The 16,510-nt window shown below is 46.1% G+C and carries 20 protein-coding genes; 9 read left to right on the top strand and 11 right to left on the bottom strand.

Translation table 11 applies throughout. The features are described 5' to 3' along the window. Positions 1-561: 561 nt before the first annotated feature. The gene (gene thrS / locus FGB90_RS14860; protein ID WP_138811621.1) at positions 562-1,773 is read left to right on the top strand and encodes a threonine--tRNA ligase; all 1,212 of its coding nucleotides are present in this window, start codon (positions 562-564) and stop codon (positions 1,771-1,773) included. A 285-nt stretch (positions 1,774-2,058) separates the two neighbouring features. Continuing rightward, entirely contained in the window at positions 2,059-2,520 is a 462-nt protein-coding gene (locus FGB90_RS14855; protein WP_138811620.1) for a CarD family transcriptional regulator, read from the top strand. Positions 2,521-2,771: 251 nt separating this feature from the next. On the opposite strand, the gene FGB90_RS14850 is transcribed toward FGB90_RS14855, so the two are convergent. From FGB90_RS14850 to FGB90_RS14830, 5 genes are all read right to left on the bottom strand, one after another. Next, complete coding sequence (locus FGB90_RS14850) at positions 2,772-2,972, bottom strand: cold-shock protein (RefSeq protein ID WP_138811619.1); 201 nt, start codon at positions 2,970-2,972, stop codon at positions 2,772-2,774. A 296-nt stretch (positions 2,973-3,268) separates the two neighbouring features. After that, positions 3,269-3,562 carry an RNA polymerase alpha subunit C-terminal domain-containing protein gene (locus tag FGB90_RS14845; RefSeq protein WP_138811688.1) on the bottom strand — a complete coding sequence of 98 codons (294 nt, stop codon included), beginning with the start codon at positions 3,560-3,562 and terminating at the stop codon, positions 3,269-3,271. Between the two features lie 28 nt (positions 3,563-3,590). After that, positions 3,591-4,079, bottom strand: a complete 489-nt coding sequence (locus FGB90_RS14840) for a DinB family protein (protein WP_138811618.1) — start codon at positions 4,077-4,079, stop codon at positions 3,591-3,593. A 57-nt stretch (positions 4,080-4,136) separates the two neighbouring features. Beyond that, positions 4,137-4,823, bottom strand: coding sequence for a class D sortase, LPxTATN-specific (srtD, locus tag FGB90_RS14835; RefSeq protein WP_138811617.1), 687 nt, complete (start codon positions 4,821-4,823; stop codon positions 4,137-4,139). Then, a complete protein-coding gene (locus FGB90_RS14830; protein WP_171051855.1) occupies positions 4,816-6,024 on the bottom strand; it encodes a processed acidic surface protein in 1,209 nt (402 codons plus the stop codon). Before FGB90_RS14830 ends, srtD begins: the two co-directional genes overlap by 8 nt. Positions 6,025-6,395: 371 nt before the next feature. Here FGB90_RS14830 and FGB90_RS14825 point away from each other — a divergent pair, with 371 nt between their 5' ends. Then, positions 6,396-7,094: a DJ-1/PfpI family protein gene (locus tag FGB90_RS14825; protein ID WP_138811615.1), complete on the top strand. Its 699-nt coding sequence runs from the start codon at positions 6,396-6,398 to the stop codon at positions 7,092-7,094. A gap of 97 nt (positions 7,095-7,191) precedes the next feature. Here the strand turns inward: FGB90_RS14825 and FGB90_RS14820 are convergent, their stop codons facing one another. Then, entirely contained in the window at positions 7,192-8,067 is an 876-nt protein-coding gene (locus tag FGB90_RS14820) for a GNAT family N-acetyltransferase (RefSeq protein ID WP_138811614.1), read from the bottom strand. 228 nt (positions 8,068-8,295) lie between these two features. Then, on the bottom strand, positions 8,296-8,832 hold the full coding sequence (locus FGB90_RS14815) for a flavodoxin family protein (protein WP_438502704.1): 537 nt from the start codon (positions 8,830-8,832) through the stop codon (positions 8,296-8,298). A 110-nt stretch (positions 8,833-8,942) separates the two neighbouring features. Between FGB90_RS14815 and FGB90_RS14810 the strand changes: the two genes are divergently transcribed. From FGB90_RS14810 to FGB90_RS14785, 6 genes are all read left to right on the top strand, one after another. After that, a complete protein-coding gene (locus FGB90_RS14810; protein ID WP_138811613.1) occupies positions 8,943-9,281 on the top strand; it encodes a winged helix-turn-helix transcriptional regulator in 339 nt (112 codons plus the stop codon). A 65-nt stretch (positions 9,282-9,346) separates the two neighbouring features. After that, positions 9,347-9,808 (top strand): DinB family protein, encoded by a 462-nt coding sequence (locus FGB90_RS14805; RefSeq protein ID WP_171051854.1) that lies wholly within the window; start codon positions 9,347-9,349, stop codon positions 9,806-9,808. 26 nt (positions 9,809-9,834) lie between these two features. Next, a complete protein-coding gene (locus FGB90_RS14800; RefSeq protein ID WP_171051853.1) occupies positions 9,835-10,299 on the top strand; it encodes an arsenate-mycothiol transferase ArsC in 465 nt (154 codons plus the stop codon). Positions 10,300-10,437: 138 nt separating this feature from the next. Continuing rightward, positions 10,438-12,186, top strand: coding sequence for a M3 family metallopeptidase (locus FGB90_RS14795; RefSeq protein WP_138811610.1), 1,749 nt, complete (start codon positions 10,438-10,440; stop codon positions 12,184-12,186). 27 nt (positions 12,187-12,213) lie between these two features. Then, positions 12,214-12,912: a Type 1 glutamine amidotransferase-like domain-containing protein gene (locus tag FGB90_RS14790; RefSeq protein ID WP_138811609.1), complete on the top strand. Its 699-nt coding sequence runs from the start codon at positions 12,214-12,216 to the stop codon at positions 12,910-12,912. A gap of 18 nt (positions 12,913-12,930) precedes the next feature. Further along, positions 12,931-13,443: an HAD-IIIA family hydrolase gene (locus FGB90_RS14785; RefSeq protein WP_138811608.1), complete on the top strand. Its 513-nt coding sequence runs from the start codon at positions 12,931-12,933 to the stop codon at positions 13,441-13,443. Here the strand turns inward: FGB90_RS14785 and FGB90_RS14780 are convergent. The 4 genes from FGB90_RS14780 to FGB90_RS14765 all read right to left on the bottom strand — a co-directional run bounded on the left by FGB90_RS14780 (position 13,426) and on the right by FGB90_RS14765 (position 16,455). Continuing rightward, positions 13,426-13,947 (bottom strand): GNAT family N-acetyltransferase, encoded by a 522-nt coding sequence (locus FGB90_RS14780; RefSeq protein ID WP_138811607.1) that lies wholly within the window; start codon positions 13,945-13,947, stop codon positions 13,426-13,428. The two genes, FGB90_RS14785 and FGB90_RS14780, sit on opposite strands and share 18 nt — an antisense overlap. A 36-nt stretch (positions 13,948-13,983) precedes the next feature. Then, positions 13,984-15,243, bottom strand: coding sequence for an MFS transporter (locus tag FGB90_RS14775; protein WP_138811606.1), 1,260 nt, complete (start codon positions 15,241-15,243; stop codon positions 13,984-13,986). Next, positions 15,240-15,734 carry an ArsR/SmtB family transcription factor gene (locus FGB90_RS14770; protein ID WP_246056196.1) on the bottom strand — a complete coding sequence of 165 codons (495 nt, stop codon included), beginning with the start codon at positions 15,732-15,734 and terminating at the stop codon, positions 15,240-15,242. The genes FGB90_RS14775 and FGB90_RS14770 overlap by 4 nt, the downstream gene beginning before the upstream one ends. 313 nt (positions 15,735-16,047) lie before the next feature. Then, the gene (locus FGB90_RS14765; protein ID WP_138811605.1) at positions 16,048-16,455 is read right to left on the bottom strand and encodes a hypothetical protein; all 408 of its coding nucleotides are present in this window, start codon (positions 16,453-16,455) and stop codon (positions 16,048-16,050) included. Positions 16,456-16,510: the final 55 nt, after the last annotated feature.

The raw sequence follows: 16,510 nt of genomic DNA, 5'->3' as shown, positions 1-16,510 counted from the left end.
AGGCTGCAGTGGTGCCCGCGGAAAGGGAGCGCGCTGAGCGGAAATCAACAATTGACTTTAACAGAGCGTTTAAAAAATAATATAACAGGCGTTGAAAAGGACACGAACGATTCTTCACTTTTCCTGACAGAGAACAGGGTCACCGGCTGAGAGCCCTGCAGGAAAACGGAATCGTTTACCACCTTCGAGCTGCTGCGGGGAAATGGCACAAAGCCAGACTATCCGCAGCCGGGAAATCCGTTACCTTTCTTGAGCATAGAGCGTTCTCCGCTCTATGGAATCAGGGTGGAACCACGACCACACTCGTCCCTACTTACGGGAAGAGTGTGGTCTTTTTTCATAAATAAGTATACCTCTTAGTCAGTAAATCGCTCTTTTGCGCAGCTGACGCCAGCAGCGAGACTCCTGCGGCAGTGGGGGCCAGGCGAGACCCCGCAGGGCGAAGCTCGCGGAGGCTCGCCGGCACCGCCGCGGAAAGGGAGCGGATGGCGTTCAGCGGAGCTGCACGAAACTGACGAAAGGGTAAACTCATTTTTATAAAAAATTCAGGAGGAATTCACAATGGCAAATCAATCAGAAGCAGAAAGAAGAAATCACAGAAAGCTGGGTCAGGAACTGGAGCTGTTCACATCCATGGAGGATGCGCCGGGCATGCCCTTTTTCCTGCCGAACGGGATGGTGATCCGCAACGAACTTGAAAACCTGTGGCGCAAAAAGCACCAGGAGGCAGGCTACCGGGAAATCAGGACACCGATCATGATGAAGCAGGAGCTCTGGGAGAAGTCCGGCCACTGGGATCACTACCACGAAAACATGTACTTCTCCCAGGTGGATGAGCAGAATTACGCGATCAAGCCGATGAACTGCCCCGGGGCGATCGCCATCTACAACAGCAAACGCCGCAGCTACCGGGAACTCCCGGTCCGCTACGGAGAGCTCGGGCTCATTCACAGACACGAGCTTTCAGGGTCTTTAAACGGACTCCTGAGGGTGCGCTCCTTTACACAGGACGACGCCCACCTGTTCGTCCGACCCGATCAGATTGAAGCGGAAATCGGGAACATTCTTGAGCTGGTCGATGACTTCTACGCCCACTTCGGGTTTGAGTACAAAGTCGAGCTTTCCACGCGGCCGGAGGACTACATGGGTGAGAGAGAAATCTGGGACGACGCGGAGGAAGCACTTGAATCCGTTCTGGAAAAAAAGAGCGTCGACTACAAGCTCAATCCCGGCGACGGGGCATTTTACGGCCCTAAAATCGACTTTCACATTCTGGACTCACTGGGCAGAAGCTGGCAGTGCGGCACGATCCAGCTCGATTTTCAGATGCCTCAAAAATTCGCCTGCTCCTATATAGGCGAAGACAACAGCCGCCACGTTCCCGTTCTCATTCACAGAGCCATTTTCGGTTCCCTTGAGCGATTTATGGCCATCTTAATCGAGCACTTTGCCGGGGAGTTCCCTCTCTGGCTGACACCGGTACAGGCAAAAATCATCCCGATTTCCTCCGATGCCCATGCAGATTATGCCTACGAGGTACAGTCCCGCCTGGAAGCCGCCGGACTGCGCGTGGAAGTGGATGACCGCGGGGAAAAAATGGGGCTGAAAATCCGCGAAGCAGAAAAAAAGAAAATTCCCTACATGCTCATCGTCGGGGATCAGGAGATGGAGAACGGGTCTGTAGCACTCAGGAAGCGGAAGAAAGGGAATGTTGGCGTTTTTAGTGTAGAAGAGGCTGTCGAGAGGTTCCGGGAGGAAAAAAATCAAAAGTGATAAGGAACGAACGTCCTTTTGATTCAGGTCCCTGCATGCCGCTTTCCATTGGCAGCGGGAGACTCTTTTCCGGGCATATACAGGATAGCGATGTCTGTTAACGACGGCATCGCTATTTTTTTTGGGCCCCCTGATTTTACGCAGCAGAAATAGTATCCCCTTGGAAATCCGGGTTCCCAAAAACAAGTTGACACGCAAAACACATATATGGTATTATTAAAAATTTGTTAAAAAACATCATTTGTGTTATGATTAAGAATGTAACTATACAGGGAGGTGGATAATTTGTTTCAAGTCGGTGATAACATTGTTTATCCAATGCACGGAGCAGGTGAAATCAAAGCCATTGAAGAAAAGGAAATCTCCGGTGACAAACAGCAGTATTATGTCATAAAAATGTTAATCGGTAACATGCAGGTTATGATTCCTGAGAATAAAATAGTCAGTTCATGCATACGCCCTGTTACTGACATTTTGGCTTTAAAACACATCATGCACATTTTTCAGCATGGAGAATCAGATAGCCTGCTGTCATGGAAACAACGGTATAAAGTGAACACAGAGAAAATAAAAACAGGTGAAATACAGGACTGTGCTGAAGTTGTACGTGACTTAATGCGTATGGAGAAGGAAAAAGCACTTAATACAAGCGAAAAGAAAATGCTGGATAACGCCCGTAAATTCCTGAGCAGTGAACTGGAATTAATTAAAGGGATCACTGAAAATCAATTAGAAAGTTTTCATTAAGACTAATTGAAAAGAATATAGTACACCTCCCGAAAATATCCTGAGTTTTCGGGAATATGTTCGAAAGGTTTTTTCAACGATTCACCTTCCTGAACTCCCCTATAGAGCTTTGACCTCTTTAATCTTTTCTGCAATTTTACCAGACCCAATACCTTTACTCCCTCCCTACTCTAACGTTGAGCAGGCTTTTTTTATTGAACACAAAAAAACAGGCTCCGCATAAAGAGCCTGTTTGTATAAGCGATATAAGATTAAGCTTTTTGAACGTTAGCAGCTTGAGGTCCGCGGGAACCCTGCTCAACGTCAAAAGTTACGCTTTGACCTTCTTCAAGTGTTTTAAATCCTTCGCCCTGGATAGCAGAGAAGTGTACGAATACATCGTCCTGTCCTTCTACTTCGATGAATCCAAAACCTTTTTCTGCGTTAAACCATTTTACTGTACCTTGTTCCATGTTTGTTGCCTCCTAGTGCGTGATCGCACAATGTATTACTATTCTTGCTCAAGTATCATCAAGACGAAGTCCTTCTTCATACTTTCTTTTACACCGAACAAAAATAATTCTTCTTTATTGTATCAGGAGATGTGGGGAATTGCAAGTCAGTACCGGTAAAATCTTTTTTCAATCCAGGTTGGCCCATACTCCAGGCGACTTGGGGCTTAGATCAGGGACAGGAAAAATGCTTAGGGCCAGGGACAGGAGAAGATGAATGAGTCTTACGCTGAGGAAGAAGAAGAAAGGGAATGTTGTCAACTGTCCTTAAACGATAATCCCTCTTCCGCCAGTAACGATCTCATCACAGGCAGGGAAGCCGGTCCAATACCATGGATTTTTAATATTTCTTTCTCCGTGTACTTTGATAATTTCTCCAGCGTGTCGACCCCTTCATGAATCAGAGCGCCTTTTGCAGGTTTACTGAGCTTCGAGAGAAAGCCGCTTTCAGGCTTTTTCTCTTTATCACAGACAGGACAGCTTGGACAGTCGCTGCTTTTGTAATAAGTATGGCCCTCTTCACAGACCCTGGCATTCTTTTTCTGTGTCATCATGATTCCTCCCGTGGCATCAGCTGTGTCAGACATAAAGATCGAACATTGTCACGTCGTAGCCAAGCTGCTTCAAATAGTTGAAAAACTGTCCCCGGTGATGGAAAAGGTGGGAAACTTCTTCAACAAGCCAGCGTGCCTGTGTTTCACCTTCTTCAAGGTAAAATGGTTTTGTTTTTTTAGTCAGAAAATCCTCTTCAGATAAGGACAGGTAATATCCTTTATACTCTTCAAACCCATTATACATTGCTTTAATCATGTCATCAGCTGATCCCAGTTTATCGTATTTTGCTTCCAGCTCCTGAATCGTTTCCTGCTCTTCTTCCTGAAAAATATGAAGGTCTACTTCCGGTATGGAAACGATATGTTTTGCAAGCTCTTTAAGGCTTCTCATGTTGTCTGCCGGCTGATAATCCCAGTCCTCCATTTGCACCTTTTTCAGCAGGCCTTCCATCGACCGGATGCCCGTTTCAAGTTCAGCCAGTAAATCATCTCTTAACATATCCACTGCGTCCATTGCTATCATCCTTTCCTTTATGATTTTAAACTATCATGAAATGATGACAAATTCTCTTCACCGCTTTCCCCTTTCCCGCTCCCCGCCCCGAAGTTCCGCTACGAGAACGTAGCGCTCCGGCGCACTCCCCGCAACTGTAAACGGATAGCAGGTGCTCACTGTGAGTGTGGCTCTCGGTTTTGGAACGATCACGGTTCTGTCGTCTTCATCGACGATGCGGACGTTTTTCACTTTGTATTCGAATTCTCCTGCAGCCGTGGTAACAATGAGAAGATCGTTTAGTCCGATTTCACCGAGATCACGAAAGACTGTGTCCCTGTGTCCGGCCAGAACAGCGTTGTCCGGTTCCCCCGGTAATACGCTTCCTGCAAAATGACCGACGCCTTTTGCCAGCTCGTCTTCATCGGTACCATGGTAGATCGGAAGCTTCGCATCAAGCTTCGGAATATAAAGTTCTCCGATTACATCCCCGATTTCCGGTCGTTCAGGGTAAAGAGGACCCGCGTCCGGATCCTCCTCCAAACCGGGCACGTCTTCTTTTGCGGGCTCTTCCTGGAGATGAGCGTCCTCCGTTCCTGCGCCTTCAGCCTGAACGGTCACTCCCCCGCCGCTCTTGTAGAGCATGTACCCTTTCAGAAACGTATAGGACGTGGTTGTCGTAAACCACAAGCCTCCCGCAATCAACGCCATACTGAAAGAAAGAAGAATGAATCGCTTCATTCTTTTCCGCTGTTCTTTAGCCATGTTTAACACTGAACCTCCGGTAGAGCAACAGGCCGCTCATGAGAACCAGGAGCCCGGCTGCCAACCCGGAAGCGGTACTGGTTGCTGTTTTCGGAAGCTTCGCACCGTGCTCCGTTTTCACGAGAGTCTTACTCTCCCCGGCTTTATCTGCAGGTTTGCTTACGCTGACCTCTTTATGTTCTTTATGCCCGTTCTCTTCGATCACATCATGGGTCTTTTTAAGATCAGTGCCCGTGCCGTTGATCAGTTCCCAGCCGAACATGTCAGCTCTTAACAGAATGTCCGCCAGAAACGTGCCCTGTCTGTTGTACAGCTCGATAAGCAGGTCGTAGCCGTCTGTCGTTGTCATCGTCATGAGGGACTGAAGGGAAACCGGATTCTTTTCGTCTCCTTTAACAAAGTAAAACTCCACTTCCATTTGGAACAGGTCCAACAGCTCCGTGAAGATCGCAAGCAGTTCCGCGATTTGTTCAGCTGTGAGCTCGGATGCTTCGTCAAAATCCTCGAAAGCAATGAGCCGCCATGACAGCTCGTCCAGCCGATCCAGAAAAGCGTCATCAAAGTCCAGTGACTCGAGGTGCTGGAACAGTCTCTCGAGCTCTTCCTCGGTTAAACCGATCTCATCCATAAACGTGGTAAGTTCCTCAAAGTCCATGTCCCAGTCGCCGCCGTACAGATAATCCCATACAGCCAAGTCCAGATCTTCGATATATTCATAGTTTCCAATAGAATCTCCGTTGTCTTTTAAAAGAGCAGTCAGCTCATCATATGTAAGCTCGTAGTCTTTTAACAGCTCGTCCAGGGTTTCCTCAGTAATCGGAGTCTGTACATAGTAAAACAGGTCGAATTCCAGGTCGTCAGCGAATCTGTAAACGTCCAGGATCCCCTCGCCATTTTCAAGCTCCCCGTTTTTGACAAGAAGTTCGGTAACTTCCCGTTCGCTCACACCAAAGTCATGAAGCAGGTCTCTGAGGGTTTCTTCACTCAGTAGAGGACCCAGAAAGGATTCGAGATCCTCCATGTCTTCAAAATCATCCAGGGTTAAATCGTAGAAATCCAGGTATTCCACCAGTTCACTGTGGGACCATTTGGTGTCATTTAAATAGGTCTCCAGTTCTTTCTCCGATGGTGCGGCACTGCCGGCAGATGGCGAGACGACAAGGAACAAACCAATCAACAAGGACAAGAACAAGCCTTTCACAACCATTCCTCCTAAACATTCATTAGTATATTTCCAGATTAGTATAAGCCTGTCATCTGAAAAAAGACAGTACTTTATTTTGTTATCTGACAGAAAATTCTTTCAAAAACTATTGACAATACCCAGGTTTAATATCTATTATTCGTTTGCATTTAAAAGCATACAGTAGATAAACGGACAAAAACATGATTTATGACTGAAAATCGACCGATATGGCTAAATCAAAGGAAAAAGAAGTAAAAATAAGAGAATAGAGATAATGTGAAATATATAAAGAATAATCCCTGCAGGTACCTTTCTGGAAATCATTAGAGGGTTTCCCCAACTGTTAATTGAATTGGTTTCTCAGGATAAAAACAGGAGGCCAAGTCATGAAAATCGTCATTTACGTATACCACGGGATCACGATGCTGGATGCTATCGGACCTTATGAGGTTTTAAGGAACCTTCCCGATGCCGAGGTCTGCTTTGCGGCTGAGAGAACAGGGGAAATCAAGGCCGATTCAGGTTTTGTTGATTTGAACGTGAAGCACTCGATCGAGGATGTGAAAGAGGCGGATATTCTAATCATCCCCGGCTCCACTATCGCATTCATTGAAGAGATGAAGAACGAGAGAGTTCTGGAGTGGATTAAGGAGATGGATAAAACGACGAAATGGACGACGTCCGTCTGCTCCGGCTCGATGCTGCTCGCTTCTTCCGGTTTATTAGCCGGACGGAAGGCAACCTCCCACTGGAAGCCGCTTAACCTCTTAAGCCGATATGGAGCCGTACCGGCAAGGGAACGGATCGTCGAGGATGGGAAATACCTGACCGCTGCCGGGGTGTCTGCAGGGATCGATATGGCTTTGTACTTATCAGACAGGATGGTTGGGGAAGATGAAACAAAAGCGATTCAGCTGATTCTGGAATACGACCCGCAGCCGCTTTACAATGCCGGCAATTATACTTCGGCCAATGAGAAAACGATTAAGACGGCAGAAAAGAAATTAACGAAAGATGCAAAAAAAGGACTCGGGTTACTGGGACTGATCAAAAATTCAAAGCAGATTCTCGGTATGATGAAATAGAGAATGAAGTGATTTTTTTGGAGGATGCAGAAGCCGGCTATTATCTGACTGTACGAAAAAGAGCACGGGTCCTCCCCGCGCCCTTACTCCTCCTGCCTTAAACCTCTTTACTGAACACCTGCAAATCATGCTGATGCTGAAAACCTGCTTTTTTATATAAGTTTACAGCCCGGTCATTGGCTGCGTTGACACAAAGCCTGATCGATTCGATGGACTCGAATGTGAACAGCCACTTCAGAGCTCCAGTTAACAACTGCGTCCCAATGCCTTTTCCTCTCGCAGACGGAGCCACAGCAAAAAATTCGATGTTGCCGTCACCGAACTCCGGCTCAGCTTCTACATATATGTACCCATAAAGGGTGCCATTACTGGTGATGACAAACACTTTACGGTTTTCATTTAACCGTTCGAGGATCTGCTGTCCGCTATAATAAGTCCCCGGGAAGGCGGAGTCGTGCAGCTGTATCATCTCAGACTCGTACGCCGGGGTTAATTCCTCCACAGAGGTGCTTGTCAGCTCTCGGCTCTGGTCCCCGTGAAAGGTCAGGATTGTCTGATCGCTGTGTTTTTTAAATGAGAGTTCTTCTGCCATTTGGCATGCGCGACGGTTTTTCGCATTCGGAAACATCTCCAGTGAATCGATCTCATCCGGCAGCCGTACCATCATTGTTTTCCACATATCAATTGCGGCATCCCACTTATCTGCCTGTATGAAAGGCCCCCACACTTCGGCACTCCGATCTTCAAGGTCGGCATCAAACCCCAGTACACCAACCAGCTGATCCCCTTCATAAGCGCCGACAAAACTCTCCGGAAACTTCACATCATCCAGATCTTCCAGAAGGGATTTCTGAATTTCCTTCTGATCCTTCCCGCAGTAGCCAATATGTGACTCCTCGCTGCTGTTCAACTGTGCGATTAAGCCCGAAACTTCTCTCACGTCTTCATTAGTGACCGCTTTTATCTGTATCAATGTAATCTCCCTCTTGGTTTATAGATTGTTATGCAGGCGGACAATTAATTTAAATATTGTGAAATTTACAGAGGTACTGAAACCGCATAACTCCTGTTAAGTCATGACAACTCTTTCATTATTACATAACGCTATTAAAATGTAATAGGCAATTAAGACTCAATTAATAGCTGGGCAACGGAGTTGGTCCACCTGATGCTTCCCCACTTCGAGTCCTTTTCCCCATCGTCACTTCAAACGCCTGGACATCTCCTCTGCCTGAAACATTGCTTCCCTGTCATCTGCCACCTGCCCCGGTTCATTCCCTTCACCGATCACGTATCCGCCGCACTTGGTCCCAAAGAAATCGCAGATGTGCCTGAACTGAAGGACGAGGGGCAGGGCTTTCTGCTTTGGATTGTCACCGCCCGTGACAACCAGGTAGAAGATTTTTCTTTTCATCGTCTCCCGGAACGGTACCTGCCTGTCGCGAAGCGTTTCGCTCCACCGGTCCACAAAGGTTTTCATCACCGAACTCATCCCGTACCAGTAGAGCGGGGTTACAAATACAACAGTATCATGGGCCATCAGCTGATCCAGGACGTCATAGTAATCGTCTCCTTTCTTTTCAAAACCTCCCTCCTCGTGCCTCTGATCTTTAATGTTTTCAATCGTTTTCCCGCGAAGATAAATCCGTTCCGCCTCGTGATTGCCGATCAGTTTTTCTGCTAGCAGCTCTGAATTGCCGCCCGCACGGGAACTCCCGTAAAGAACAAGCATAGCCATCCACCTCTCTCCGGTTTTATAATAAGAAGTATACGTGCATGTGGAAAAAGATTGAAGTACGCACTTTTTTGTACGATAGGTACTTCAAAGTGCCTTAGGAGTGAAGGAAAATGAGAAGCTATCATATGTCGATCGAAGCTGCCCTTGAGGTGATCGGAGGCAAATGGAAATGCCTGATTCTCTGTCATCTTGAAACAGGTACCAAGCGTACGAGTGAGCTGAAAAAACTGCTGCCGGACATTACACAGAAAATGCTCACCCAGCAGCTGCGGGATCTTGAACAGGACGGCCTTGTCATCCGCGATGTATACAAACAGGTGCCGCCGAAAGTAGAGTACCGGCTCAGTGAATACGGCAAAAGCATCAGCCCGATTTTGGAGGCCATGTGCCACTGGGGGAAAAACCACCTCAAACAGGCAGAGGAAAACTGCGGTCATGCGAGGGTGTAACTGCGGTTGGGGTGACTCTATGTTTTCTGGTTAAACAATGAAAATACTTAAGAAGGATGATTCTTATGAACAGACACAAACAAGAAATACTAGTTCATTACGAGCAGTCAATTGAATTTGCAGATTCTCTGAGGAGCCTGAGTGAGGATGAGTGGCGAACACCGATTGCCAAAGGAAAATGGACGGTAGCCGAAGTTGTCGGTCATTTCATACCGTGGGATCGCTTCGTCCTCCATCAGCGGCTGCCTTACTTCTTTTCCACTGACCAGCTCCCAAAAGGCCCCGACGCTGAAGAAACAAACCACCGGGCAGCAGCCAAAGCGAGGGAAGAGTCCCGGCAGTCCACAATCGATACATTCGTTTCTGTAAGGACTGCACTCTGTGAGGCGATCGAGGAAATTCCGGAGGAAAAGTGGGAGAGAAACTTCACAATCGGAAAAACAACACTGTCTCTGTCTGAGTACTTTAAGGGGCTTAAAGAGCATGATGAGCATCATTTTGCCCAGATCGATATTGCTTTGAAATAGATCCGCTTCAGAAGGGAGATGAAAAAGTGAAGGTGTTATTTTTGTGCACAGATAATTACACACGAAGCGTGACCGCGGAGTTTTGTTTAAGGTCCTATATGAAGAAAAACAGCATCACAGGTATAGAAGTGGCTTCTGCAGGCTTCAGAGCAGATAGCTATTTAAGCAGGTTTTCAAGTATTCACTTTGATAGAATGAAAGATCTTGACGTAGACACATCAACCTTTGAACGAACACAGTTTCAGAGTAAGTTCCTGGACGACTTTTCCTTGGTTGTAGCAATGGGCGTGGAGCACAGGACCTTCATTGAGGAACAGTACGGAAGAAGAATTCCCTTGTTCAATGAAATATACAGGAACGAGGAGACTTCATTAACCGTTCCCCCTCCTGACCATGAAGGCCGGTACCTGGAAGAAATTAATGGGATGGTTGATTACATATATAAAGCTGCGCCTGTATTTGTGAGAAATTTATATAGCAGGCATTTATGAAGAAGAAGTGATTCAGGAGATAGCCAGAAGAGTTATTAAAGAGTTAGATTATCGTACAATTTATCCTGGACTATTAACATCGACTTTTCAGGAATAGTTAAGTGGATCAATAATTAAATATGACTGGAGTGAAACAGGATGAATATAGCTGCTCCAACAAGATGGGACCTCACTGACCTTCTTCCTTGTGATCCCGACACACAGGAATTTAGAATTCACATCAATAGTTTAAGAGAAAAACTGTCAGTACTTGAGGCAGCCGAAGAATCAGCACTCCTCAATGAAATTGAACTGAACAAACTTGCACGACTGATTCAGCAAGTTGAATCAGCGGAATCCTTCTATTATTGTCTTACCACCGAAGAGGAAGATCGCTCTTTTTTATCTCCGTTACTTACCAGCATCTCAGAGTTAAAATCCCGCATCCGCCTTCTCGTATCGAATCAGAAGAAAATAATCAGCCAAATGGGTGAGGAGCAGTTCGCAGACTGGTCCAGCCGTATGACGCAGAAGAGTTTTATCAGGAATTTAACAGAAGGTACAGAGCCAAAAAGCAGCTCGGGAAAAATCATTTCAGGTTTTGCCGCCGAAACGCTGAGCAGCATGGAAGACATCTATGGACAAGTAAGAAATAATCTTAGAGTTAAAGCTGAAGCGGAGGGTGAAAAAACTGAACTGTCTTTTGCTGAAGCCAGTCATTCGGCACTGTCTCACCCCGTGCCTTCCACCAGAAATCAAATATTCTCAGAACTTAACAGGACTCTTGAAAAACAGGCTGGTATTTTTGCCTCTATCTACAATTCCATGGCTGGACTGCGCCTAAATGAGAATAAGGTGAAAAATGCGGATACCCTTGAAGCTTCACTGAAAATAAACGGCATTTCAAAGCCGGTGCTTGATGCCATGTGGAATGCAGTTGATGACAGCCTGCCTGAGGTTTCAAAGTATTTACACACTAAAGCCCGGGAATCGGGAAAAGAAAGAATCTCCTGGCACGACTTAATGACTTCAACTCAGGCAACACCACATACCATTCCTTTCCCCCAGGCAGTTGAAGGAATTTCTGAAGCTCTTGCTCCCATCGACAGTAACACAGGCGAATTTATTAAAAACGTCATTATGAGAGGCTGGGTTGATGCGGAACCGCGTGAAACTAAGCCGCCTGGAGGGTTTTGTGCGCCATTTATGCAAGAAAGTGAATCACGAATCTCCATTAATTATGACGAGAGTATAGACAGCGCAAGAAGGCTTGCCCATGAACTGGGACACGCCTGGCATTTTAAACAAATGAAAAACGCTGCTTCTCTAGTGTTTTCAGATGAAACGTTCGAAATGACCACGGCAGAAACAGCTTCAGTCTTTTTTGAAACAGCTTATATCGATTACGTAATTGAAAACACCGGTGATTCTTCAGTCAGAAAAGCAATGCTTGGTGCAAAAATTGAGCGGACCCTGAATTACTTAATGGCGATTAGAGGCGCATTTCTATTTGAAAGCCGTTTTTATGAATGCAGAGAAAACGGGCCTCTGGATGCCAGTCAGATAGAAGAGCTTTCCATACAGGCTCAAAAAGAAGCGTACGGGTATGGGTTAAGTGAATACGAACCATTTATATGGATTAAGTATGTGCAGTTCTATCAGGCAAACATCCCTTTTTACAATTACCCCTACTCTCTTGGGTTTCTGCTGAGTATTGGACTTTTAGAGCATGCGAAGAAGGAGTCTCTTTTCAGCGGGAAGTACCAGAGGTTCTTAAGTGAAACAGGATTACTCCCTCTTGAACAGCTGGTTAAAAAGCATTTCAGTATAAACCTTTCGCACCCTGAGTTCTGGCAGCAGTCCATCCAGAGGATCAATCAGGATATTGAACAGTACATCGTACTTTAAGTAATGACCACGGGAGGGGAAAATCGATTGAGACAAATTATCGCGATGGGTGGCGGAGGTTTTTCGATGGAGCCCGAAAACCTTTTACTTGATCGCTACATATTGGCTCAGGTTAAAAGTGACGTACCAAAGGTTTGCTTTGTTCCCACCGCCAGTGGGGACCAGACCAATTACATTGAGAGATTTTACAAGGCCTTTCAGACGCTTCCATGCGAGCCTTCCCACCTGTCCCTGTTTGAACCGGAAGTGCCGGACATTGAAAACTTCATACTCGACAAGGATGTCATCTATGTGGGCGGAGGTAATACAAGGAACCTGCTCGTACTCTGGAAGGAATGGGGATTGGACACGATTTTGAAAAAAGCCTACGAAAAAGGGATTATCCTTACCGGACTGAGTGCAGGTTCAATCTGCTGGTTCGAAGAAGGCTTAACAGATCCTTTGAACGCTCCGTTATACAAGCTGGACTGTCTGGGCTTTTTAAAAGGCAGCAACTGTCCTCACTACGATGGTGAGAACAAACGGAAACCGGCTTACCACCGGTTAGTATTAAAAGGTGAAATAAAAGAGGGTTATGCAGCCGATGACGGTGCTGCTCTTCATTTTATTAATGAAACGCTCTCCTCCTCTGTCAGTTCCAGACCGGGGGCCAAAGCATATAAGGTAATGATTGAAGGCAACAGAATCGTTGAAGAAGAGATAAAAACAGTCTATGTGGGAAAATAACGGGATTGGAGGGCAAACATGAAGGTTGCGTTTTTTGACAGGGACGGAACAATCATTGAAGATTATGCGGATCACGAATGGACCCACGTGACCTTTCCCGTATTTATGGACGGAGCGATCCCGGTGTTAAAAGAAGTAAACAGAAAAGGCTACGCGATCATCATCATCACCAATCAGTACATTATCGGTGAAGGTCATATTACAGTGGATCAGTACCACGATATCAACAGGCAGATGGCCAAGGATCTGAAACGGCACGGGGTTATCATTCATGACATTTACTACTGCCCCCATGCCAGGACCGGGAACTGTTCCTGCATTAAACCGAAAACAGGTATGATCGAAAAGGCTTTAAACACCCACCCCGGGATTGATTTAACCGAATCCTTCATGATTGGTGACTCGGCGGCGGATGTGGAGCTGGCCATCAACATGAATATAAGGGGCTTCGGCATCGGCGTCGGCTCCGACTACCGGTACGGGAACATCCGCGAACTTGCAGCCATAAAAGATTTAATCGCTTACCTGTAATCCGGCCCTGGACACCACCTGCACAACCTGCTTTTCCCCGTTCTTCTCAAACACTTTATAGGGCTGCATCCCGATCTTCTCTGCCACTTTTTGTGAAGGGATGTTCGCAGCGGTGGTGTATGAAAACACCTCGGGGTACGCCAGAACATCGAATGCATACTCCTTACAGGCGTTCGCGGCTTCAGTTGCATACCCCCGATTCCAATAGCTCTTAATAATGTGGAAGCCAATCTCAGGGACCTCTTCATTTTCGATTGTCTGCATAGTAATCCCGCAGTCTCCGAGAAATACATCCTCTTCTTTTAAAATGACCGCCCACAAGCCATGACGGTACTTTCTGTAATTCCCCATATTCCACTCAATCCATTTCACCACTTTCTCCTGACTAAACGGTTCAGTGTAGTACTGCATCGATTCCGGATCGGAAAGAACCCCGGCCAGCTCTGCAGCATCTTCCATTCTCAGTTCCCTTAAGTACAGTCGTTCTGTTTCAAGGATTTTCATGTTCAGCCCACACCTTCATCGTTTTAGGATATTCGCCTACGCAGCCTTGCTGTAAAACAGGTTCACGCGCTCAATATCCGGAAGCTTACGCAACACCGAACTGCTCAACCAGAAAAGGCTGAAGACAATCATCGAGATGCCGCAGATCATAACAGGGATTTCCGGTGAAAGCATTTCCCCTAAGAAGCCGCCAGCAAGAGCACCTGCGGGCATGCCCAGGGATGCTGCACTCGTTAACAGGGTAACAACTCTTCCGATAAACGCTGTCTCCACCTGCTTCTGTATCGCCGAAAACACAAGGATGTTCAGAATTCCGATCGAAACAGCACCTGTGCAGAATAGAATCATCGACGGCACTACCGGGAGCGTCGACGTCCCGATCCACATCACCCCTGTACCGGCAAAAGTAACGATAACCAGTTTTCCAAAATCGATATGTTTCAGTTTGGGAGAAAGAATCGTACCAATCAGGACCCCGAGCGACAGGGAGGCGAGATAAAAACCGTACACTGCTTCTGCTCCGTTCCCTTTTATAAGGGAGAACGCAGGCAGGTTTGTTGTCATGATCACCATGGCAACGTTAATGAACACGATCGAAAAAATCATTTTCGGAATCAGAGAATTTCTGATGTAGCTAAAACCGGCTCCAAGATCCTTAAAGTAACCGTTAGCGGCAGCTCCGACAGACTGAGCTTTTTCCCTGGACATCTCCGGCTGCTGGAAGTTGAAGAAGGCATACAGAATCGTCACCAGCACCAGGCAGACAGCCGTAATTGCAATAGCCGGAACGGTACCGATTACAGCTATGATAATACCTGCTCCTGCAATGAAGGCAATATCCATCGACTCACGAATCGTCTGCAGGTACGAATTCGCCTCCACCACGTGATCTTTCCCTACGATCACAGGTAGTATGGTTGATTCAATCGGATACGTATACTGCGTCAGTAACGCGGTGATAAACAATAGAACGATGACATACCAGACGTGCAGGCCGATCGTGTAGTGCATGATTGGGATGGTAAATAAGATGATCGCTTTGATCAGGTTGCTGTAAACGAGACCATTCTTATACTTCGCGTAGTTTGCAAACGGGGCAATTAAAAAGGCCAGTGCCCCAGCTGAACTGATTGCAAAAAAGGCGAACCCGGAATAGAGAACACTCCCACTCAGATTAAAAACAAGCAGCATCGCCGCAACCATGTAGATCCCGCTCCCCAGCCCGTTCATAAAAACACCTGTCAGCAGTATCAGGAAATTTCTCTCAAACACGAAAGGCTTTATTTTTGTCGTCATTCCCCCTCCTCCTCTTCGTTCGCTTCTTTTATAAGAAATTCGATCAGATACGGCGATTGTTCCTCGCTGTCTTTTTCCCTGTAGGATAAATGGCCGTATTTAAAGAAAAGATCCTCGAGCTCTTCATTTAACTGTTCCACAAGCTTTTTGGACAGATAAACGTTCGCCGTACTGCCGTGAACGTGCCCTGCCGGGGATACTTTTTCCGGATTCTTAAAGAGCTTTGCTTTCGCCCGGTAGTATTTCTCTACAATCCCTTTTTCCGTGTTAACGTGTTCAACTTCGAGAATATCGTGCTTTAACAGCTGCTGGATGTGATAGTAAACCGTTCCGGGGTTTTTCCCTACTTCATCAGCAACCTGTTTCGGTGTCATCGCCTGTTCGTAAAGCAGAGCCACCATTCTCGACCGCAGCGGATTGGATAATACCTTCTGCTGCTCCCAGTTGATCTCCATTGCATCGTGTCTGTTTCCGTTTTTATCGGCCATCATCGTCACCTTCCACCGGTTATTTTGGGTTGGTAAATCGATTTGTAAATCCAAATCACTTATTTGTATTTATCATACGATTTGCAAATCCAAATGTCAATGAAATTTTCTGACTTCTTTTAAAAAGGCTATTAAAGCTTAATGTGTCCGCGGACAGGGAGCGCAGTGAGCGAAAGCCAGCCTTAAGAAAACAAAAGGAGAGCTCGGACTACACATGGGTCGGAGCTCTCCTGCTTTCTTTATCCATAAAGGCTTACGAATCGCCTGCAGAAATCGGGTCCCCCCCAGGCGACAGAGTCTTAAATTCCTGCATTACTTAGACAGCCAAAAGATAAATAACAAAGACAGAAATATATACCGTGTCCATAACTGCTAAATACAACTTCACTTTCGATTTTTTCACCCTGGCCAAGCTGTAATTGAACAGGCTGTCGTATAAACCTGTTACAAACAGGGCCAGTGAAACAACAGCCACAAAGATGTTTCCAGTGATTAACACGGCAAGCAGATAAATCAGCCATCTGCGAATAAAATTAAACATCAGGCTGAAAACCATCATCGCCATTGTATTCGGATTTATCTCCAATTCATTTTCGGATGATATGTCACCTAATCCCTCTTTGATACTTTTATACTCTTTAATGAAGCTGATATTTACCCATAATAAAATAAAACAGTATAGGATAATAAAAATTTCCTCATTATTTCTGACAAGCTCGGGCAACTTGAACAACTCCCCCTGATTTATAAAACTATAAAACTTTTGGGCAGAACCTCGC

Source organism: Alteribacter natronophilus (assembly GCF_006007885.1).
Classification (GTDB): domain Bacteria; phylum Bacillota; class Bacilli; order Bacillales; family Salisediminibacteriaceae; genus Alteribacter; species Alteribacter natronophilus.
The sequence above is the reverse complement of the archived record's forward strand: the minus strand, read 5'-3'. Positions and strand labels throughout refer to the sequence as shown.